Below are 21,066 nucleotides of genomic sequence, written 5' to 3'. Positions count from 1 at the left end.
CGGCCATCCCTCCCCACAGGGATGGCCGCATTTTTTCTCTGCTCGAACGCGACATGCGAGACCCGTAGGGTGGGCAAAGCGAAGCGTGCCCACCGTCGGGCCGCGAACCGTGAAGACGGTGGGCACGGCGCTCCGCGCCTTTGCCCACCCTACGGCTAGCCATCAGCTCGTCATTGCGAGGAGCCGAAGGCGACGAAGCAATCCAGAGTCCCGCCCGTGTTCGGGATTGCTTCGCTTCGCTCGCAATGACAGCAATATCTGTCGAGCGAACAAGGAACGGCGGTCATGGCCACCAGACAGACGCAAATCCTCGCCCGCGCGCTGCTGTCGCCCGCGGTCATCCTGCTGTTCATCTGGATGATCGTGCCGCTGGCGCTGACGGTCTACTTCTCGACCCTGCATTACAGCCTGCTCGATCCCGGCTCGGAGAGCTTCGTCGGCCTCGAAAACTTCGAATATTTCCTCACCGACCCCGCCTTCCTCGCCTCGCTGCAGAATACGCTGGTGCTGGTCGGCTCGGTGCTGCTGCTGACGATCGGCCTCGGCATTCCCCTGGCGCTGCTGCTCGACCAGCCCGTGATCGGGCGCAACATCATCCGGCTGATGGTGATCGCGCCGTTCTTCGTGATGCCGACCGTCAGCGCGCTGGTGTGGAAGAACCTGCTGATGCACCCGGTGTCCGGCCTGTTCGCCTGGATCGCGACCTCGCTCGGGATGACGCCGATCGACTGGTTCACCGACGCGCCGCTGCTCGCGGTGATCTTCATCGTCGCCTGGCAATGGCTGCCGTTCGCCACCCTCATCCTGCTGACCGCGCTGCAGTCGCTCGACGAGGAGCAGAAGGAGGCCGCCGAGATGGACGGCGCCGGCGCGGTGTCGCGCTTCATTTATCTCACGGTGCCGCACCTGGCGCGCCCGATCACGGTGGTGATCCTGATCGAGACCATCTTCCTGCTCACGGTGTTCGCGGAGATCTTCGTCACCACCGGCGGCGGACCGGGCCTGCAGACCACCAACATCGCCTTCCTGGTCTATTCTCAGGCGCTGATCCAGTTCGATGTCGGCACCGCCTCGGCCGGCGGCCTGGTCGCCGTGGTCATCGCCAACATCGTCGCCTTCTTCCTGGTCCGCATCGTCGGCCGCAATCTGGAGGCGTGACACCATGGCGCGCAAGGTCACCGGACGTCATGTCGCAATCTCCACCGTGGCCGCATGGCTCGCCGGGTTCGTGATCTTCTTCCCCATCCTGTGGATGGTGCTGGCGAGTTTCAAGACCGAGCTGGAGGCGTTCGCGACGCCGCCGTCGTTCCTGTTCTTCCACTGGACAACCGAAAACTACGCCACGGTGCAGGAGCGCAGCGACTATCTGCACCACGCGCTGAACTCGCTGATCATCGCCGGCGGCTCGACCTTGATCGCGATGCTGATCGCCATTCCCGCGGCGTGGTCGATGGCGTTTGCGCCGACCACGCGCACCAAGGACATCCTGCTCTGGATGCTCTCGACCAAGATGATGCCGCCGGTCGGCGTGCTCGTGCCGATCTACCTGATCTACAAGAACTTCGGTCTGCTCGACACCCGCACCGGGCTGGTCTTCATCCTCTGCCTCGGCAACCTGCCGATCGTGATCTGGATGCTGTTCACCTACTTCAAGGAGATCCCGAAGGACATCCTGGAAGCGGCGCGGATGGACGGCGCCACGATCGGGCGCGAGCTGATCTACGTGCTGACGCCGATGGCGATCCCAGGCCTCGCCTCGACGCTGCTGCTCAATCTCATCCTCGCCTGGAACGAGGCGTTCTGGACCTTGAACCTGTCGACTCTGAATGCGGCGCCGCTGACGACCTTCATCGCCTCCTATTCGAGCCCGGAAGGCCTGTTCTGGGCGCGGCTGTCGGCGGCCTCCACGCTCGCGATCGCGCCGATCCTGATCATCGGCTGGTTCAGCCAGAAGCAGCTCGTGCGCGGGCTGACCTTCGGCGCAGTGAAGTAACGAAAGGCTGGGATCATGGGACGGATCACGCTGGAAGGTGTGCAGAAATCGTTCGGGCCGGTCCACATCATCAAGGGCGCCGATCTCGACATCCCCGACGGCGCCTTCGTGGTGTTCGTCGGCCCCTCCGGCTGCGGCAAGACCACGCTGCTGCGCCTGATCGCGGGGCTGGAGGACGTCTCCGGCGGCCGCATCCTGATCGACGGCAACAATGTCGTCGACGTGCCGCCGGCCAAGCGCGGGCTGTCGATGGTGTTCCAATCCTACGCGCTCTATCCGCATATGAGCGTGCGCGGCAACATCGCTTTCGGCTTGAAGATGGCCGGGCTGCCCAAGGCCGAGATCACCCAGAAGGTCGAGGCGGCCGCCGCGACCTTGAACCTCACGCCCTATCTCGACCGCAAGCCGCGCGAGCTCTCGGGCGGCCAGCGCCAGCGCGTCGCGATCGGCCGCGCCATCGTGCGCGAGCCCAAGGCGTTCCTGTTCGACGAGCCGCTGTCCAATCTCGATGCCGCGCTGCGGGTGCAGATGCGGCTCGAGGTGACGCGGCTGCAGAAGCAGCTCGGCACCACCGCGATCTATGTGACCCACGACCAGGTCGAGGCCATGACCATGGCCGACAAGATCGTGGTGCTGAACGCCGGCCGCATCGAGCAGTACGGCTCGCCGATCGAGCTCTATCAGCGCCCGGCCAATCTGTTCGTCGCCGGCTTCATTGGCTCGCCGAAGATGAACCTCATCACCGGCCCGGAAGCGGACAAGCACAAGGCGACCACGATCGGCGTGCGGCCGGAGCATGTCACGGTCGTCGACGAGGGCGGCGAGGGCTGGCCCGGCAAGGTCGTGATCGCCGAGCATCTCGGCAGCGACACGTTTCTCTATGTCGATGCCGGCGCGCTCGGCACGCTCACGGTGCGCGTCGTCGGCGAAAAGCGCCTCAGTGCCGGCGACGCCGTGACGCTGCGGCCGGAGCCGAACCGCATCTATCGCTTCGATGCCAACGGCAATTCGATCTTCGCATGAGAGGCGACGTCCCCTCCGGGCGTCAATGACAACAACGGACCACGACGATGTATCTGGAGAAATTCAAGCTGAACGGCAAGACCGCGCTGATCACCGGCGGCGGGCAGGGCATCGGGCTCGCCTGCGTCGAGGCGCTGGCGGAGGCGGGCGCGCATGTCGTGATCGCCGATCGCGACGCCAAGGCGGCGGCGGACGGGCAGGCGGCGATGAAGGCCAAGGGCTATGACACCGAGACCGCGCTGATGGACGTCACCAACTCGGCGCAGGTGACGAAGATTGCCGACGATCTGGTCGCGCGCTACGGCGGCCTCGACATCCTCGTCAACAATGCCGGAATCGCGCGCAGCGAGACGCCGGCCGAGACGGTCACCGACGAGCACTGGCTCAACGTGCTCGACGTCAACCTCAACGGCACCTTCTGGTGCTGCCGCGCCTTCGGCAGGCACATGCTGGCGGCGAAGAGCGGCACCATCGTCAATATCGGCTCGATGTCCGGCTTCATCGTCAACAAGCCGCAGGAGCAGTGTTTCTATAACGCCTCCAAGGCCGCAGTGCATCATCTGACCAAGTCGCTGGCAGCCGAATGGGGCGCGCGCGGCATCCGGGTCAACGCGGTCGCGCCGACCTATATCGAGACGCCGCTGAATGCCTTCGTGAAGAGTAATCCGCGCATGTACGACGCCTGGATCGGCGGAACCCCGATGGGCCGCATGGGGCAGGTCGAGGAGATCGCGTCGGTCGTCCTGTTCCTGGCCTCGGAAGCGGCAAGTTTGATGACCGGCAGCGTCGTCGTTGTCGATGGCGGCTACACTTGCTGGTAAGCTCGCGTCAAAATTGACGGGAGCGAAACATGCGGCAGGCTTTTGTCGGTGTCGATGTCGGCACAACCAGCACGCGCGCCGGGATTTTCGACTGTAACGGCCGCCTGCTTGCCGCGGCGCGGCATCCGATCCAGACTTGGCACGAGGCCGGCGACGTCGTCGAGCAGTCGTCCGACGACATCTGGCGTGCCTGCTGCGCCTCGGTCAAAGCCGCGCTGGCGGAAGCGGCTGTCGCGCCGGAGCTGATCAAGGGCGTCGGCTTCGATGCCACCTGCTCGCTGGTGGCGCTGGACCCATCGGGTGCTCCCGTCACCGTCAGCAGCTCCGGTGAGTCCGCCCGCAACGTCATCGTCTGGATGGATCATCGCGCGCTGATGGAGGCGCGCGACATCAATGCGACCAGAGACGAGGTGCTGCGCTATGTCGGCGGCTCGATCTCCCCGGAAATGGAGATGCCGAAGCTGCTGTGGCTGAAGCGGTATCTGCGCAAGAGTTTCGATGCGGCAGGCCACTTCTTCGATCTCGCCGACTTCCTGACCTGGCGTGCGTCAGGCTCTTTGGCGCGCTCGATGTGCACCGTCACCTGCAAATGGAATTATCTCGCGCATGAGACGCGCTGGAGCGCGGCCTACTTTCGCCGCATCGGGCTGGAGGATTTCGTCGCAGAAGATTTCGCGCGGATCGGCACCGAGATCGTTGCGCCTGGCACGCCGCTCGGCCGTGGGCTGTCGCAGGACGCGGCCGAAGAACTCGGACTGGTTGCAGGCACACCGGTCGGCGCGGCGCTGATCGACGCCCATGCCGGCGGCATCGGCGCGATCGGCGGCCGCGCGGCTGAGCGCAGCGAGGTCGATGTCTGCGATCGCCTCGCCTACATCATGGGGACTTCGGCCTGCATCATGGCGACGACGCGCGCTCCGTCCTTCGTGCCTGGCGTATGGGGACCGTACTATCAGGGCATGGTGCCGGAGTTCTGGCTCAACGAGGGTGGCCAGTCCGCTGCGGGGGCTGCGATCGATCACCTGCTGCGCTCGCACCCGGCGTCTGCCGAGGCCACGGCCGCCGCGCGTGCCGAAGGGCTCGACGTCATCAGCTTTCTGGAGAAGCGGATCATGGCGCGAGTGCCGAATGCCGGCGCCACTGCGCTGCTGGCGCAGGATCTCCACATCCTCCCTGAGTTTCTCGGCAACCGTTCGCCCTATGCCGATCCCGACTCGCGCGCCGTCATCGCCGGCCTCGATCTCGCTACCGATATCTCAGCGATGGAGCGGCTGTTCGTCGCAGGATTGTGCGGGCTCGCCTATGGCTTGGCCGACGTGATCGATGCCTTCGCCGCCAACGGCGTCAGCAGCCGGACGCTGGTGATGGCCGGCGGCGCCTCGAGCAGTCCGCTGGTGCGCCAGATCATGGCGGACACGACGGGGTTGACGGTGGCCTTGCCCGGCACCCAGGAGCCCGTGTTGCTCGGCGCGGCCATGCTCGGCGCGGTGGCGAGCGGCGGCTTTCGCTCGATCGGCGAAACGATGGCGTCGATGTCCTCGCTCGGCCGCCTCAGCGATCCGACCGATCCGGACGTCGCGGCCTTCCATCGCCGCAAGCGCCGCATCCACGGCCTGCTGCGGACGCTTGATCGCGAGAGCCGTTCCGTGATGCATGGGGTCGACGGGGAGGCATGACCATGATCCTGAGCTGCGGCGATGCGCTGATCGATTTCGTTCCGGCCAGATCGGCCGACGGCCGCGATGCCTTGCGGCCGGTGGTCGGCGGCTCGTGCCTGAACGTCGCCGTCGGCGTGGCGCGGCTCGGTGCGCCCACGGGCTTCGTCGGCGGCATCTCGACCGACCTGTTCGGCACCATGATCGCGGCGCATGCGCAAGGCTCGAACGTCGACCTCGGCTACGCGACGCGCAGCCCTGACCAGACCACGCTCGCTTTCGTGCGCCATGTCGGCAGCGAGGCGCAGTATGCCTTCTACGACGCCGAGACCGCCGCGCGGAAATGGACGTTCCGGCCGGGCAGCATCCCCTTTGCCGACATTGATGCCATCCATGTCGGCTCGACCACGCTGATCCACGATCTCGGCGCCGCGCAGACCCGTGCGCTGATCGCCGCCACGCAGGGCGCGGTGACGATCTCCTTCGACCCGAACTGCCGTCCGAATCTGGTGACTGATAAGGCCGGCTATCGCGCTGACATGGATGGGTTTGCCGCAAGCGCCGACCTGATCAAGATGTCGGATGTCGATTTCGACTATCTGCATGGCCACGACGATTACGCTGCGCGGGCCGATGCGCTGCTGGCGCGCGGCACCGGCCTGGTCGTCGTCACGCGGGGTCCCAAGGGGGCGCTCGGCTGGCATGCGCAAGCCGGCGCGGTCGAAGTCGCGGTCCCCCAGGTCGAGGTGGTCGATACGATCGGGGCCGGCGACACATTCCAGGCGGGGCTCTTGTTCGCGCTGCGCAAGCTCGGCCGCATCGGCCGGGAGGCCCTGAGGGGATTGAGCCAGACCGAATTGCGCAAGGTGCTCGCCTTTGCCGGGGCGTGTGCGGCCGTCACCTGCACCCGCGAGGGCGCCGACCCGCCGCGCTGGGACGACGTGGCTGCAACCTGGGATCGCCTGGGCTGAAGCACCCCATTGCACTCGTCATTGGGAACTGGTTGGCTGTTCCCTCGTCATATGTGAGTACCGGGAGACGGAGCGCGATCGCGAGACGCCCCTGTCCGGGCCGCGGAATTCTTGACGCGACAACGAGTTGCAGGGAGGAGAACCATGGCACCCGCCGCACGGACCGAGCCGCTGTCTCGTCACGCGCTGGCCTTCGTGTTGGCCGGCGGACGCGGCAGCCGGCTGCTGGAGTTGACCGACCGGCGCGCCAAGCCCGCCGTCTATTTCGGCGGCAAGTCGCGCATCATCGATTTCGCGCTGTCGAACGCCGTGAACTCCGGCATCCGTCGCATCGCGGTGGCGACGCAGTACAAGGCGCACAGCCTGATCCGGCATCTGCAGATGGGCTGGAACTTCTTCCGTCCCGAGCGTAACGAGAGCTTCGACATCCTGCCCGCCAGCCAGCGCGTCTCGGAGACGATGTGGTACGTCGGAACGGCCGACGCCGTGTACCAGAACATCGACATCCTCGAGACCTACAATACCAAATACATCGTCGTGCTGGCCGGCGACCACATCTACAAGATGGACTACGAGCTGATGCTGCAGCAGCATGTCGACCAGCGCGCCGACGTCACCGTCGGCTGCCTGGAGATGCCGCGCGAGGAATCCTCAGGCTTCGGCGTCATGCACATCAATGAGGACGACACGATCCGCGACTTCATCGAGAAGCCGGCCGATCCGCCGCCGATGCCGGGCAAGCCCGACAGGTCGCTCGCGAGCATGGGCATCTACGTGTTCGACGCCAAATTCCTGTTCGAGGAGCTGAAGCGCGACGCCGCGGACCCGAATTCCAACCATGATTTCGGCCGCGACATCATTCCCTACATCGTCAGGAACGGCCGCGCCGTGGCGCACCAGTTCTCGCGCTCCTGTGTCCGCGCCGCCCACGATCAGGGCAGCTACTGGCGCGACGTTGGAACGGTGGACGCCTATTGGGCGGCCAATCTGGATCTGACGGACGTCGTGCCCGAGCTCGATCTCTACGATCGCTCCTGGCCGCTCTGGACCTATTCGGAGATCACGCCGCCGGCCAAGTTCGTCCATGACACGGATGGCCGTCGCGGCGAGGCGACGTGCTCGCTGGTGTCCGGGGGCTGCATCGTCTCCGGTGCCCAGGTGCAGCGCTCGCTGCTGTTCACCGGCGCTCATCTGCATTCCTATGCCAAGCTGCAGAACGCGGTGCTGCTGCCCTACGTCAACGTCGCGCGCCATGCGCGCCTCACCAACGTGGTGGTCGATCGCGGCGTGCAGATTCCGGAGGGGCTCGTGGTCGGCGAGGATCCGGAGTTCGACGCCAAGCGGTTCAGGACAACGGAGAACGGCGTGACCTTGATTACCCAGCCGATGATCGATGGGCTCAATTCATGACGCCACTGCGCGTTCTGTCGGTTGCCTCCGAGGTCTATCCCATCGTCAAGACGGGCGGCCTCGCCGATGTCGTCGGCGCCTTGCCGTGGGCGCTGATGGCGGAGGACGTCGAGGTCCGCACGCTGATCCCGGGTTACCCCGCAGTCATGACCGCGCTGGAGCAGGCCAGCGAGATCAGCTCGCTGCCGAACTTCTTCGGCGGCAATGCCCGGCTGCTCGGCGGCAGCCATGGTGCACTCGATCTGTTCGTGCTCGATGCGCCGCATCTCTATGACCGCGAGGGCAATCCGTATTTGGGACCCGACGGCAAGGACTGGCCGGACAATGCGTTCCGCTTCGCGGCGCTGGCGCGAGCGGCGTCCTATATCGGCCTCGGCGCGGTGCCGGCCTTCGTGCCCGACATCGTCCACGGCCACGACTGGCAGGCCGGGCTCGTGCCGGCCTATCTGCTCTACAGCCACCGGCCGCATCCGGGCACGGTCATGACCGTGCATAATCTCGCCTTCCAGGGCCGCTTTCCGCGTCACTTCCTGCCGCCCCTCGGCCTGCCGCCGGAATCCTTCTCGATCTACGGCCTCGAATATTACGGCGACATCAGCTTCCTCAAGGCGGGACTGCAATTCGCCGACAAGATCACGACGGTGTCGCCGACCTACGCACGGGAGATCCAGAGCGACGAGCAGGGCATGGGCCTCGGCGGCCTGCTGCGCCAGCGCGCGTCCGACCTCGTCGGCATCCTCAACGGCATCGATACGGCGGTGTGGGATCCCGGCAGCGATTCGGCCATCCCATCGCATTTCGGCATCGAGCGGATCGAGGCGCGGGCACCGAACAAGGCGGCGCTGCAGACGCGCATGGGCCTGCAGGTCGCGCCGGAGACGTTCCTGCTCGGTGTCGTCAGCCGGCTGACGTCGCAGAAGGGATTGGACCTGCTGCTATCCTGCCTGCCGACCTTGACCGGTAGCGGGATTCAACTGGCCCTGCTTGGCGACGGCGAGGCCGAACTGCGCGACGCATTCCGCGCAGCCGCCGCCCACCATCCAGGACAGATCGGCGTCATCATCGGCTATGACGAGAGCCTGGCGCATCTCATTCAGGCCGGCTGCGACGCGCTGGTCGTGCCGTCGCGGTTCGAGCCGTGCGGCCTGACGCAGCTCTGCGCCCTGCGCTATGGCGCGCTGCCGATCGTCACCGCCGTGGGCGGCCTCGCCGACACCGTCATCGACGAGACCGAAGCCGGCGTCGCCGCAACGGGGTTCAAGTGCGCCTCCGTGACGGCGGAGGCGCTCGATCAGACCCTGCGCCGTGCCGCTGCGGCCTTCTACGCCTCGCGCAGCAACGCCGCGAACTGGACCCGCATGCAGCTCAATGCGATGCTGACCGACGTGTCGTGGCGGCACCGCGCCGGCCGTTATGCCGAACTCTACCGGCAGATCGTCGCGCAGCGGCGGCCGGCGGGTTGAAGGACGACTGCGTTACGACCACCGTCATTCCGGGGCAAGGCCGCGGGCCTTGAACCCGGAATCTCGATGTTGTCTTGCGTCCGTTCCTGAAATCTCGGGATTCCGGTTTCAATCGTCAACGTGTTGCCGCATCGCGGCTGCGCATTGACGATTGCCCCGGAATGACGGTGACATCGCGCTCCTTGTTGACGCAGTGCCAGCGGTCGCGGGGCTTGCAGCCCAGCCCAGCGCGCACCTCATGCCGATCCCGCTGGACGCCCAGAGGCGTGCAGCGGATAGTCCCGCCAGCTCCGATCAATATCCCTGCGCGAGACCTCATGACCGATACCCAGCCTTCCTCCGACTCCTTCGACCTGATCATCCGCGGCGGCACCGTCATCGACGGCACGCGCGCGCCACGTTTCGAGGCCGATGTCGGCATCAAGGACGGCCGCATCGCTGCCATCGGCGAGCTTGGTGGCCGCAAGGCTGCACGCATGATCGACGCCACCGGACGCATCGTTGCGCCGGGCTTCATCGACTCCCACACCCATGACGACAGCGCGGTGCTGGTCGATCCCGACATGATCTGCAAGGTCTCGCAGGGCGTGACCTCCGTCGTGACCGGCAATTGCGGCGTCAGCATCGCGCCGCTGAAGCCGGGCTCGCCGCGGCCGATGCCGCTCGGCCTGCTGTCGCCCGGCGACGGCCGGGTCGCAGAGTACGCCTCGTTTGCGGACTACGTGGCTGCGCTGCGCGCGGCACCGGCCGCCGTCAACGTTGCGCCGATGGTCGGCCACACCGCGCTGCGCGCCTCGGTCGTGAGCGACCTCGGCCGGGCCGCGACCGATGCGGAGATCGCCGAGATGCGCGCGCATGTGCAGGAGGCGCTCGACGCCGGCGCCATCGGCGTCTCGACCGGGACGTTCTATCCGCCGGCGGAGGCGGCGCCGACCGAGGAGATCATCGAGGTGTGCCGTCCGCTCACAGGCAGCGGCGGCGTCTATGCCACGCATATGCGCAACGAGGCGAACGAGGTGATCCAGTCGCTGGAGGAGAGCTTTGCCATCGGCAAGGCGCTCGACGTCCAGGTCGTGATCTCGCATCACAAGGTGGTGGGGCCAGCGAATTTCGGCCGCACCAGGGAGACGCTGCCGCTGATCACGAAGGCGATGAGCTGCCAATGCGTCGCACTCGACTGCTATCCCTACAACGCCTCGTCGACCATGCTGCACACCGACCCGGCCAAGCTGCAGGTCAAGGTCGTCGTCGCGGCCTCCGGACCCCATCCGGAAATGGCGGGTCGGGATCTCGCCGACATCGCCGCTGGCTGGGGCGTCGACCGGCTCGAAGCGGCAAAGCGGCTGCAGCCGGCGTCGGCGATCTACTTCGCGATGGACGAGGCCGACGTGCAGACCATCCTCGCCTTCGAGCCCACCATGATCGGCTCCGACGGCCTGCCGTTCGGCGAGCGTCCGCATCCGCGGCTCTGGGGCACGTTCCCGCGCGTGCTCGGCTACTACTGCCGCGAGCTCGAGCTGTTCTCGCTGGAGACCGCGGTGTGGAAGATGAGCGGGCTGACCGCGCAGAATTTCGGCATCAAGGGACGCGGCACGATCGCGGTCGGCAACCACGCTGACATCACGATCTTCGATGCGGCCAGCGTGCGTGACAGCGCGACCTATGATGACGCCTGCGTGCCGGCCGCCGGCATCGATGCCGTCATCGTCAACGGCGCGCTGACCTGGTGGCAGGGGGCGCACCAGAAGGCGCATGCGGGGCAGGTGATCACGCGCGGATCACTGCAGTGATCTACGCGGCCGGAGTCATCGCGCGCGCGAATTCCGGATAGCATTCGGCGAGCTCGTCGAGGATCCGGCCGCGGATCAGCTCGACCGTCGCCCGGTCCGGCGCGGGCGTCGGCGGCACGATCTCCGGCACCGCATAATCGAATCCGGTACGATCGCGCATGTCGTCGGCGGAGTAGCCCGGGTGCACCGAGCGCAGCCGGAAGCCGCCGCGATCGCGGTCGAAATCGAACAGCGCCAGATTGGTCAGCAGCGCATGCGGTCCGCCGCGGCGCTTCACCTCGGGCGTGGTCGCAGCGGCGCTGACGAAATCCACCTTCGGCACCAGCACGCGCGGCGAATGCTCCTCGCGAAACAGGATCACCCGCGGAATGAGATGGTAGAGATAGGCCGAGCCGAACGAGCCCGGCCAGCGCACATCCATCCGCGGATAGTCGCCGGTGCCGACCAGGTTGATGTTCCCGGCGCCGTCGATCTGGCCGCCGCCGAGAAAGAACGCGTCGACGCGGCCCTGCGCGGCGCAGTCGAACAGCTCGACGCCGCCATTGGTGAAGAAATTGTGCCGGCTCGAGCCGAGGATCGAGATGCGGACAGGCGGCTTGCCCTGTTGCGCGTTGCGTGCGCGCAGCAGCATTGCGCCGGCCGCCGGGATCGGCGACGAGGCGCCGACGGCGACATGGCGGATGCCATCGAGCAGGTCGGCGATGACGGTGATCAGCAGTTCTTTGCGTGCGCGCTCGTCGTGCATGGTCATGCCACCTCCTTGCAGCGGGTCAGGAAGGCGGAGAGATAGCTGCGAAAGCCCTCGTCGGTGCGCGCCATCGCGGCGTAGTGCGCCAGCTCGGCGCCATCGGTCTCGTACTCGTCCCACAGCGGCAGCGGCCAGGCCCCGTTCGCGGCCACCGCGATGGCATCGACATAGAGCGCCGGCAGCACGCCGGCGGCCGAGTCCTCGGTCGCCATCAAATCGCGATCGACGATACGCTCGACGGTGACCAGCGTGCGCTTCGCCGCATAGGCCATCGTCGCCAGCTCACGGTAGCGGCCGATGCGGACATTGCCGAAGCGGTCAGCCTCGGGGGCATGAAGCAGCGCCACGTCGGGCGTGATCGCCGGCACCACGACCACCTTGCCGGGCTCGCCGACCGGACTGTCGATCACCTTCCAATCGGGGCGGACCCGCAGCAGATCGCTGCCGATGATGCCGGCGATCGGCATGAACGGCACGCCCTTCTGCCCGGCCAGCAGGCCGGCATGGATCGCAGGGCAGGTGGCATCGCGCAGGCGGATGCTGCCGTCGCGCACGGCCGCGACGAAGCGCGGTGCGCCGCCGGCCTCGCCGAGCGAGACGGCGCTGGTTTCCACCACCGCGGCCACGCCGGCGCCGATCAGCAGATCGGCCTGGAGGCCTGATATCGGCACGCAGACGAGATGCAGCCCGGTGAGGCCGGCCTCGATCATGGCCGCCGTCGCCGCCATCGAGACGCCGGCACGGTCGACGGGGATTGCGATCGATTGTCCCGGTGCGATGGATGCGACGAGCGCCTCCAGGCCGACCATCTCCGTCATCGGCGTATCCTCCCGTTGTTGCTTTGCCGCGCAGTGTAGCGATGCCCCGCGGACGTGTCAGTGCTCGTATGCGATCGTCGAGCCGCGGATGATGAGCTCCGGCGCCAATACGATGTGGTCGGTCGCTGCCTCGCGCCCGGCAAGGCGGTCGAGCAGCAGCCGCGCCGCGGCTTCCCCCATGTCGCGCTGGGCGATCCGCACCGTGGTCAGCGGCGGCGCGACCATGTCGACGAACGGCATGTCGTTGTGGCCGACCACGGAGATATCACCGGGGCAGGTCAGGCCGCGCGCGGCGAGCGCGTCATAGACGCCGAGCGCCAGCAGATCATTGGCGGCGACGATTGCGGTTGGGCGCGTCCGCCGCGCGAGCAGGCGCAGCGCAGCCTCGCGACCCGCCGCACGCGTATAGGTTTCGACGGCTTCGACCGGCGTATGGCGGGCCGACAGTCCCGCAGCCCTGATGCTGGCCTCGAAGCCGGCGCGGCGGCGTGCGCCGGTCGAGATGTGCTGCGGGCCCGCGACGTGACCGATGCGCCGGTGGCCGAGCGCGACGAGATGCTGGACGGCGAGACGCATGCCGGCGGCATCGTCGCTGGCTGCCGAGGGCAGGAGTCCGGCGGCATCGACGCGATTGACAAGCACCACCGGCAGCGCTGCATCCAGGCAGTGCTTCACGACGTCGTCACGCAAGCTCACCGTCGCCAGTACCAGACCGTCGACGCCGCGCGCGATCAGCCGGTCGACGAGATCCCGCTCCGACCCCTCTGTGCCGGCGTCGGCCACGATCGTTGCATAACCCTGCGCGTGGAGATGATCGGCGATGCCGGACAGCATCGGCGGAAAGCCGGGGTCGGCGATATCCGGCGCGAGCACGCCGATCAGGCCGCTGCGTCCGGTGCGCAGGCCCTTGGCGGCCATGTTCAGCCGGTAGCCGAGCGCGTTGGCTGCGGCTTGGATCTTGTCCGCGACATCGGCAGCGACGAGGTGCTTCATCGCCGGGCTGAGCGCGCGCGAGACCGTCGAGGGATGCACACCGCAACGGGCGGCGACGTCCTTGATCGTCGGGCGCGAGGACGACGCATGCAGGCCTGCTGCCGGTCGCAATGTTCGTTTCATTCCCAGCCTCTGATGTCGCCGCGCAACGACGTTTTGATCATGCTATACCTTGACACGCTTTGCGTGTATGCAATAAATTCGGCTTTGCAATCGATTGCAATAGAACAATGGGAAACGTCCACATGACAGCGAGCGCGCTGAAGCCGCATCTGGTCAGCCCGGAGCATCTCGATCCGCATTGGCGCTGGGGGCGGGCGATTCCGTCGCATGGCCATGTCTCGGTGGATTTCGAGCGCCGCGTCGATTTCGACAGGTTGCGGCGCTACCGGCTGGCGCGGGCGCGCGCGGCGCTGAAGGCGTCGGGCTATGGTGCGCTGCTGCTGTTCGACGTCAACAACATTCGCTACGTGTCCGGCACCAAGATCGGCGAATGGGAGCGCGACAAGCTGTGCCGTTTCGCGCTGCTGGCCGGCGACGGCGAGCCGATCGTGTGGGATTTCGGCTCGGCGGCCGTCCACCATCGTCTGTTCTGTGACTGGCTGGCGCCGGAGAATTGCCGCGCCGGCATGCTCGGGATGCGCGGCACCGTGCCGCCGGCGGTCGGGCTGATGAAGGCGCATGCCGAGGAGGTCATGAGCCTTTTGCGCGCCGCAGGCGTTGCCGACATGCCTGTCGGCGTCGACCTTGCGGAAACGGCGATGTTCTTCGAGCTGCAGAAGGCCGGCATGAAGGTGGTCGATGGCCAGCAGGTCATGCTGGACGCGCGCGAGATCAAGAACATCGACGAGATCATGCTGCTCAACCAGGCCGCGGCCATGGTCGACGGTGTCTATCATTCGATCTACGAGCACCTGAAGCCGGGCGTGCGCGAGAACGACATCGTCGCGCTCGCCAACAAGATGCTCTACGAGATGGGCTCCGACGACGTCGAGGCGATCAACGCCATCTCCGGTGAGCGCTGCAATCCGCATCCGCACAATTTCACCGACCGCATCCTGCGTCCGGGCGACCAGGCGTTCTTCGACATCCTGCAGTCCTATCAGGGCTACCGGACCTGCTACTACCGCACTTTCAACGTCGGCCGCGCCACGCCGGCGCAGCACGACGCCTACAAGCAGTGCCGCGAATGGCTCGACAATGCGATCGCGCTGATCAAGCCGGGCGTCTCGACCGACACCGTGGCCAAGGTCTGGCCTAAGGCCGAGGAGTTCGGCTTTCCCTCGGAGATGGCGGCCTTCGGCTTGCAGTTCGGCCACGGCCTCGGGCTCGCTCTGCATGAGCGCCCGATCATCTCGCGGCTGGTCTCGCTGGACAATCCGATGGAGATCAAGACCGGCATGGTGTTCGCGCTCGAGACCTACTGTCCGGCGACCGACGGCTTCTCGGCTGCGCGTATCGAGGAGGAGGTGGTGGTCACCGACAAGGGCTGTCAGGTGATCACGCTGTTCCCGGCCGAGGAATTGCCGATCGCCAACCGCTACTAAGCGAAGCAGGTCAAAGGGAGTGACGCAAATGGCAGCGACGCATTCGCTCGGCTGGATCGGCATGGGGCGCATGGGCTATCCGATGGCTGAGCGCCTGCTCAAGGCCGGCCACAAGGTGTCGATCTTCAATCGCACCCGCGCCAAGGCCGAGCCGCTGGCGGCGAAAGGAGGCGTCATCGTCGATCATCCCCGCGATCTCGCCGCGTGCGACATCGTGTTCACGATGGTGTCGACGGGCAAGGATCTCGAGCAGGTCTATTTCGGCGACAACGGCCTGGTGGCCGCCAGTTCTGGATCGCGTCCCCGGATCCTGGTGGATTGCTCCTCGATCGGCATCGAGCAGTCGGAGGCGATCGCCGCCAAGCTCGTTCGACTGGGCTGTGAGTTCGTGCGGGCGCCGGTGTCCGGCAACGGCAAATGCGTCAAGGCCGGCAAGCTGTCGTCGGTGGTCTCGGGCCCCAAGGCCGCGTTCGAGGTCATCGAACCGTATCTGGCGAAGATCGCCGTCTCCGGCGTGTCCTATGTCGGCGAGGGCGAGCTCGCCCGCATCTGCAAGATCGCGCACAACGTGTTCCTCGGCGTCGTGATCCAGAACCTGGCCGAGATCACCATCCTGGCGCAGAAGGCCGGCGTGCCGCGCCATGCCTTCCTGAACTTCATGAACGCCAGCGTCATGGGGTCGACCTTCACCAGGTACAAGAGCAACGCGCTGGTCAATCTCGACTGGACCACGACCTTCACGCCGCCGCTGCTGCGCAAGGATCTCGATCTCGGCCTGTCGGCGGCGCGCCAGCTCGACGTCGCGATGCCGGTGACAGCCGCGACGCGCGAGGCATTGCAGGCCCATGTCGGCGCCGCCTCGCTGCAACCGGATCCCGCCGGCTATCTGGAGAAGGACTTTGCGGCGCTGCTGGAGACCGTCGCGCTCGCGGCGGGTCTCAAGCTGCAGCCCGAGAACGTGCCGATGCCGACGGGATTGGAGACGGAGGGATAACGTCCGTCAAACCGTCAGCGCCCGCCAGCGCGTGTCGCGCGCGGAGGGGCGGCGGTGCAGGCGGGCATCGAGCAGGTCGCGTGCCTGGGCCAGCGCGCCGCTGCGGATCAGCGCCAGGATGTAGGTGTCCTCGATCACCTCGCGCTGCGCGTGGCTGCCGCCGATGCGGGGGAGATCGCCGATGACGGGCGCAAGCTCGCGCGCGCATCCGCGCCAATTGTCATCGGCGAACGCACGCAGCGCCCGCAACATGTGCGGCACGATGCGCCCGGCCGGCAGTCTGCCCTCGGCCTGCCGCCGCTCGATCGCGGCAAGGCGTCCCTTGAGCGCGGCGCTGTCATGCGTCGCTGCCGCGATCATCACCAGATGCATCTCGGCGAAGGCCAGGGTCGAACCCGTGAAGCGCGTGCTCGCATAGGCCGCCGTGTCGGCCCATGCGTTGGGCGGCACCGGTTGCTCGTCAGCCATCAGCCGCCACAGCAGCGAGGCGCAGTCGGACAGGGTGTTGAGCGGCGGCGCCGAGTCCATCGTCGGCACCAGCACGTCGGTATAGACCGCCAGCGCCTTGTCGGCATCGCCCCGGTCCAGCGCGCCGAGCGCCTGGTGCCAGCAGATATGGCCATGCAGCATTCCGGTGCGGTCATAGTCGCCGATCCACCCCTCGACGAGCGCATCGGCCTCGTCCACCGCGCCGTCCTCGAACATCGCATGCAGCAGCGCATGCACGGCGTAGGCGTTGTGCCGGCGCAGCGCGAAGCTGCGCTCGGTGACGGCGCGGCCCTTCGCCAACTCGCCGGCCTCGGTCAGGGCCCAGCCATGGTTGGACATGAACCACCAGTCCTCGCCATAATCAGCGGCGAAGCGGTCGCAGAGGTCGCGGCGGGCGGCATCGTGATCGGCGCGGCCGGAGAAGGCGAGCAGGCCGAAAGCGCCGAGCGGGAGCGCCATGATCATGGCGTCCCGCGGCCAGTTCGCCAGATGCGCCAGGGTCGATGTCAGCGCGTCAGTGCCGCGTCCCTCGATGGCGAGCACCAGGGTCGCGACATGGCTCTGCTCGCGCGGGGTGCCGCGCTTGGCAGCGAGGTCGCGGGCCCGTGCGATGGTCTGCAGCGCCGCCTCGCGCTGCATGTAGATCGCGTGGATGCGGGCACGCGCCGCGTGCGCCAGCGCGAACTCCGGATCGAGCATGATCGCCCGCTCGAACGCGTCAGTGGCCCCGGGCCAGAATGCGAGCAGCAGATCCATGCCCTCGCGATAGGCTGCGGCCGCGTCAGTGGAGGCGGTCGACAGCGGCAGGCCGTAGCGATCCTCCTCCATCTCAGCCCACCCGCGGCCTGCGGCCCTCGATCGGATAGGCCGGATCGTTGTAGCCGGGCGTCGAGGCGTGGCCGGTCACGACCAGCCGGTCGATCAGCGCCTCGTCGTCGGCGGCAAAGGGATAGTCGAGCGCGCGGATGTAGTCGTCCCATTGCGCCTCGGTGCGCGGACCCGCGATCACGGAGCTGATGAAGCCGGAGTTGAGCACCCAGGACACGGCGAACTGTCCCGGCGTGAAGCCCTTCGTCTCGGCGTGACGCTTGATCTCCTGCGCCAGCTTCAACGATTCGGGCCGCCACTCGGTCTGCATCATTCGCGTATCGTTGCGGCCGGCGCGGGTGTCCGTGTCCGGCGGTGCATCGGGGCTGTACTTTCCGGTGAGCACGCCGCGCGCCAGCGGGCTGTAGGGCACGACGCCGAGGCCGTAATAGCCGCAGGCCGGCAGGTGCTCGACCTCGGGCATCCGGTTCATCGCATTGTAGTAGGGCTGGCTGACGACGGGGCGGTCGATGCCGCCTGCGTCGCAGAGATTGCAGATCTCGGCGAGCCGCCAGGCGCGGTAGTTGGAGACGCCGAAATAGCGGATCTTGCCCGCACGCATGAGATCGCCGATCGCGCGCACGGTTTCCTCGAGCGGCGTCGCGTGATCTTCCTTGTGCAGGTAGTAGAGGTCGATGTGCCCGGTGCCGAGCCGCCGCAGGCTTTCGTCCGCGGCCTGCAGCACCCAGCGCCGCGACAGGCCGGCGCGGTTGGGATCGTCGCCCATCGGATTGGCGAGCTTGGTGGCGACGATCCAGCGGTCGCGCTCGCGCGCGATGGCGCGGCCGACCACCTCTTCCGAGACGCCCTTGTTGTAGGCATCGGCGGTGTCGATGAAGTTGATGCCGGCGTCGCGCGCCTTGGCGATGATGCGGGCGGATGTCGGCTCGTCGGTGGGACCGCCGAACATCATCGTCCCCAGGCAGATCGGCGACACCTTCAGGCCGGAACGGCCGAGCTGGCGATATTGCATTCTTGCCTCATTTCAAACCTGCACCACCGCGGGCGAAGGGGATACGATAACTCTCTCAGCGCGTCATTGCGAGCGCAGCGACGCAATCCAGGGCCGGGTCGGGACTCTGGATCGCTTCGTCGCGACGCTCCTCGCAATGACGGAGAGGCGAGAGCACGGCTCACTCGCTCTTCAGAATCTTGAACACGCCCGAGGCCATCGCGATCACGCGATGTCCGGCCATGACCTCCGTGGTGATGAACACCAGGCTGCGGGTGATCCGCACCACATGCGGCCGCGACACCAGGGTCTCGCCGATCTTGCCGGACTCGACGAAATGCGTGTCGAACTGGATCGTCGCCATGTGCTCCTTGCCCGCGGCGTAGCGGGCCGTCATGCCGCAGCTGCGGTCGGCGAGCGTCATGATCACGCCGCCCTGAACCAGGCCGCGGCGGTTGTGGTGCTTGTCCTCGGTGACGATGGCGTACTCGTGGACACCGCCGACGACCCGCTGCCACAGCGGGCCGATCAGATGCAGGAAACCGGAGGTGTCGACGATCTCCCAGCCGTCGGACGTCATCCTGGCCGCGGCCGATTTCGTCATCGCTGAAGACCCTTCCCGTTGTGGCCCGAGCCGGCCTGGAGATCGTTTCATCTGTCGCCGGCCTGGTGTAGTCAAGCTGCATGCCGATGCCGTTCGACGATGCCACGAGGCGGAAAATCGCAAGCTGCTGTGCCGGTTTCGTGCGGCTGGAGGCGGCTGCGGCCTCGCTGAAGCGCGCCGCGGTGGTGATCGCGCTGGCGCCGCACCACGAGACCGGCGACACGGCGCTGCTGCTCACTCTGCGCGCTGCAGGGCTGCGCAGCCATGGCGGGCAATGGGCGCTGCCGGGCGGACGCTGCGACGCCGGCGAAACGACGGTCGCGGCCGCGCTGCGCGAGCTCGCAGAGGAGCTCGGGCTGATCCTGGCGCCGGATGCGGTGCTGGGTCTGCTCGACGACTATCCGACACGGTCGGGCTATCTGATTACCCCCGTCGTCGTATGGGCGGCCAATGGCCGCACGCTGCGGCCGAATCCGGACGAGGTCTCCTCGGTGCACCGGATCGGCCTCGACGCGATCACGGCGGATGACGCGTTCGATTTCACCGCGATCCCCGAGAGCACGCGGCGCGTCATCCGTTTTCACGCCCGCGAGGGTCTCATTCACGCGCCCACCGCAGCGCTGATCTATCAGTTCCGCGAGGTCCTGTCCGGCCGCGACACCCGGGTGCACGAGCTGGAGCAGCCGGTGTTCGCCTGGAAGTAGCCGCCGTTTCGGCTACAAGGGCGGCATGCTGCATCAGCCGATTCGCACCCTTGCCCTGATTCTCGCCTGCGCCGTTTCCGGCGCGCCGCCTTTGCTGGCCGCGGAACCCGGCTCACCGGTCGCGCCCCGCGAAGCTTTGGCGCAGATGGCATCGCCGGCTGCGATTGCGGAGTATCAGCGCAAACTCGCCGAATATCAGCAGGCGCGGGCGGAGTTTGACCAGGAGGCGGGCGCCTATTGGAAGGCGATCGCCGACAAGCGCCGTGCGCGCAATGCCAAGCGCCGCGACCGCCAGCCGATCGGGCTCGACGACTATGTGCTGGAGCAGCCGCCGGTCTACACCGGGCCGAAGCGGCCGGTGAACCCCGAGCCGGAACCTGAGGGTGAGCCGCGCGAGCGCAAGTACATCCCTGTGGTCGCCGACCTCGTGAAGGCGGCACAGGAGCATTTCCAATGGTCGCCGCAGCGCCCCACCAACGACATCGATTTCAAGCGCGCCTATGCGCGCTTCGCCGCGGCGTCGGGACTGACGCGCGAGCAGGCGGTGCGCGTCTATGCCTTCGAGACCGGCGGCAACGGCAAGCATGACTCGCAATCGGGCTTCAAGGGCAACCGCGCGATCTCGACGGCGATCGGCTACAATCAGCTATTGACCACCAACAGCGTCGAGCTTCTGGCCGAGCAGGGCCCGCTGTTCATCCGCCTGCTCGGCGAACGCGTGGCGCAGACGTCCGGCCCGGCGCGGGGCGCGATGGAGCACAAGCTCGCGGTCCTGAAGAAGATGGTCGCGATTGCGCGCTCCGTGCCGGACGACTGGTCGGCGCATGAGAAGATCGGCAATACGCCGCAGGGGTGGGCCATGCATGCGATGGTGCTCGACATCGACGTCGGGCCGATGCTGCAGACCCACAAGCTCTTGACCTCGGTGCTGTTCGCGCGCGCCAAGGGCTACACCCGGCCGCTTTCCGCCGCCGAGCTCGAGATGATGAATCTCACCGGGGACGGCACCGGCTTCGACATGGTGACGATGCCGCTCGAGATGCGCGATCAGGTTCCGACCGCCAACTTCTTCCAGCGCGGCGGCTACGAGCGCAATCCGGTCGCCGTTCGCCACAACACCGTGGCAAAGCTGCTTGCGGTGACGGATGCCAGGATGGACTCGCTCAGCGGCCTGCCCGGCGCCAAGGAGCTGGCGGCGGCGTTCTGAGGCTGCGCTCGCTCGCC

General features: G+C 67.1%; 19 protein-coding genes. 13 read left to right on the top strand and 6 right to left on the bottom strand.

Annotation, left to right across the window (positions count from 1 at the left end; all coding sequences use genetic code 11):
• The first annotated feature begins 285 nt into the window (after positions 1-285).
• From QW868_RS13570 to QW868_RS13530, 9 genes are all read left to right on the top strand, one after another.
• Positions 286-1,158 carry a sugar ABC transporter permease gene (locus tag QW868_RS13570; protein WP_315782912.1) on the top strand — a complete coding sequence of 291 codons (873 nt, stop codon included), beginning with the start codon at positions 286-288 and terminating at the stop codon, positions 1,156-1,158.
• Positions 1,159-1,162: 4 nt separating this feature from the next.
• The gene (locus QW868_RS13565; protein WP_316230740.1) at positions 1,163-1,993 is read left to right on the top strand and encodes a carbohydrate ABC transporter permease; all 831 of its coding nucleotides are present in this window, start codon (positions 1,163-1,165) and stop codon (positions 1,991-1,993) included.
• Between the two features lie 15 nt (positions 1,994-2,008).
• On the top strand, positions 2,009-3,016 hold the full coding sequence (locus QW868_RS13560; protein WP_315782916.1) for an ABC transporter ATP-binding protein: 1,008 nt from the start codon (positions 2,009-2,011) through the stop codon (positions 3,014-3,016).
• A 47-nt stretch (positions 3,017-3,063) separates the two neighbouring features.
• Positions 3,064-3,837, top strand: coding sequence for an SDR family NAD(P)-dependent oxidoreductase (locus tag QW868_RS13555; RefSeq protein ID WP_316230739.1), 774 nt, complete (start codon positions 3,064-3,066; stop codon positions 3,835-3,837).
• 29 nt (positions 3,838-3,866) lie between these two features.
• On the top strand, positions 3,867-5,513 hold the full coding sequence (locus QW868_RS13550; RefSeq protein WP_316230738.1) for an FGGY-family carbohydrate kinase: 1,647 nt from the start codon (positions 3,867-3,869) through the stop codon (positions 5,511-5,513).
• 2 nt (positions 5,514-5,515) lie between these two features.
• Positions 5,516-6,463 carry a carbohydrate kinase gene (locus tag QW868_RS13545; RefSeq protein WP_316230737.1) on the top strand — a complete coding sequence of 316 codons (948 nt, stop codon included), beginning with the start codon at positions 5,516-5,518 and terminating at the stop codon, positions 6,461-6,463.
• 144 nt (positions 6,464-6,607) lie between these two features.
• Entirely contained in the window at positions 6,608-7,873 is a 1,266-nt protein-coding gene (gene glgC / locus QW868_RS13540; protein ID WP_315736073.1) for a glucose-1-phosphate adenylyltransferase, read from the top strand.
• Positions 7,870-9,336, top strand: coding sequence for a glycogen synthase GlgA (gene glgA, locus QW868_RS13535; protein ID WP_316230736.1), 1,467 nt, complete (start codon positions 7,870-7,872; stop codon positions 9,334-9,336). Before glgC ends, glgA begins: the two co-directional genes overlap by 4 nt.
• 317 nt (positions 9,337-9,653) lie before the next feature.
• Positions 9,654-11,126 (top strand): D-aminoacylase, encoded by a 1,473-nt coding sequence (locus tag QW868_RS13530; protein WP_316230735.1) that lies wholly within the window; start codon positions 9,654-9,656, stop codon positions 11,124-11,126.
• A gap of 1 nt (position 11,127) precedes the next feature.
• Here the strand turns inward: QW868_RS13530 and QW868_RS13525 are convergent, their stop codons facing one another.
• The 3 genes from QW868_RS13525 to QW868_RS13515 are packed head-to-tail and all read right to left on the bottom strand — an operon-like array spanning position 11,128 to position 13,808.
• On the bottom strand, positions 11,128-11,877 hold the full coding sequence (locus tag QW868_RS13525; protein ID WP_316230734.1) for a CoA-transferase: 750 nt from the start codon (positions 11,875-11,877) through the stop codon (positions 11,128-11,130).
• Positions 11,874-12,692 carry a CoA transferase subunit A gene (locus QW868_RS13520; protein WP_316230733.1) on the bottom strand — a complete coding sequence of 273 codons (819 nt, stop codon included), beginning with the start codon at positions 12,690-12,692 and terminating at the stop codon, positions 11,874-11,876. The genes QW868_RS13525 and QW868_RS13520 overlap by 4 nt, the downstream gene beginning before the upstream one ends.
• A gap of 57 nt (positions 12,693-12,749) precedes the next feature.
• Entirely contained in the window at positions 12,750-13,808 is a 1,059-nt protein-coding gene (locus QW868_RS13515) for a LacI family DNA-binding transcriptional regulator (protein WP_315782931.1), read from the bottom strand.
• A 122-nt stretch (positions 13,809-13,930) separates the two neighbouring features.
• Here QW868_RS13515 and QW868_RS13510 point away from each other — a divergent pair, with 122 nt between their 5' ends.
• Together QW868_RS13510 and QW868_RS13505 are read left to right on the top strand one after the other, a co-directional pair.
• Positions 13,931-15,232, top strand: a complete 1,302-nt coding sequence (locus QW868_RS13510) for a Xaa-Pro peptidase family protein (RefSeq protein WP_315758877.1) — start codon at positions 13,931-13,933, stop codon at positions 15,230-15,232.
• Positions 15,233-15,251: 19 nt separating this feature from the next.
• Entirely contained in the window at positions 15,252-16,226 is a 975-nt protein-coding gene (locus QW868_RS13505) for an NAD(P)-dependent oxidoreductase (RefSeq protein WP_410051296.1), read from the top strand.
• 6 nt (positions 16,227-16,232) lie between these two features.
• Here the strand turns inward: QW868_RS13505 and QW868_RS13500 are convergent, their stop codons facing one another.
• The 3 genes from QW868_RS13500 to QW868_RS13490 form a co-directional block, all read right to left on the bottom strand.
• Positions 16,233-17,543 carry a tetratricopeptide repeat protein gene (locus tag QW868_RS13500; RefSeq protein WP_316179441.1) on the bottom strand — a complete coding sequence of 437 codons (1,311 nt, stop codon included), beginning with the start codon at positions 17,541-17,543 and terminating at the stop codon, positions 16,233-16,235.
• Position 17,544: 1 nt separating this feature from the next.
• On the bottom strand, positions 17,545-18,555 hold the full coding sequence (locus QW868_RS13495) for an aldo/keto reductase (protein WP_316230731.1): 1,011 nt from the start codon (positions 18,553-18,555) through the stop codon (positions 17,545-17,547).
• 160 nt (positions 18,556-18,715) lie between these two features.
• Entirely contained in the window at positions 18,716-19,138 is a 423-nt protein-coding gene (locus tag QW868_RS13490; protein ID WP_315736104.1) for a PaaI family thioesterase, read from the bottom strand.
• A gap of 80 nt (positions 19,139-19,218) precedes the next feature.
• Between QW868_RS13490 and QW868_RS13485 the strand changes: the two genes are divergently transcribed.
• Positions 19,219-19,842 carry a CoA pyrophosphatase gene (locus QW868_RS13485; RefSeq protein ID WP_316230730.1) on the top strand — a complete coding sequence of 208 codons (624 nt, stop codon included), beginning with the start codon at positions 19,219-19,221 and terminating at the stop codon, positions 19,840-19,842.
• 25 nt (positions 19,843-19,867) lie between these two features.
• Complete coding sequence (locus QW868_RS13480; protein WP_315782941.1) at positions 19,868-21,049, top strand: hypothetical protein; 1,182 nt, start codon at positions 19,868-19,870, stop codon at positions 21,047-21,049.
• Positions 21,050-21,066 lie beyond the last annotated feature (17 nt).

Origin of the sequence: Bradyrhizobium sp. SZCCHNR1051, from assembly GCF_032489615.1 — a bacterium.
Classification (GTDB): domain Bacteria; phylum Pseudomonadota; class Alphaproteobacteria; order Rhizobiales; family Xanthobacteraceae; genus Bradyrhizobium.
This window is presented reverse-complemented; position numbering and strand designations above follow the sequence as displayed.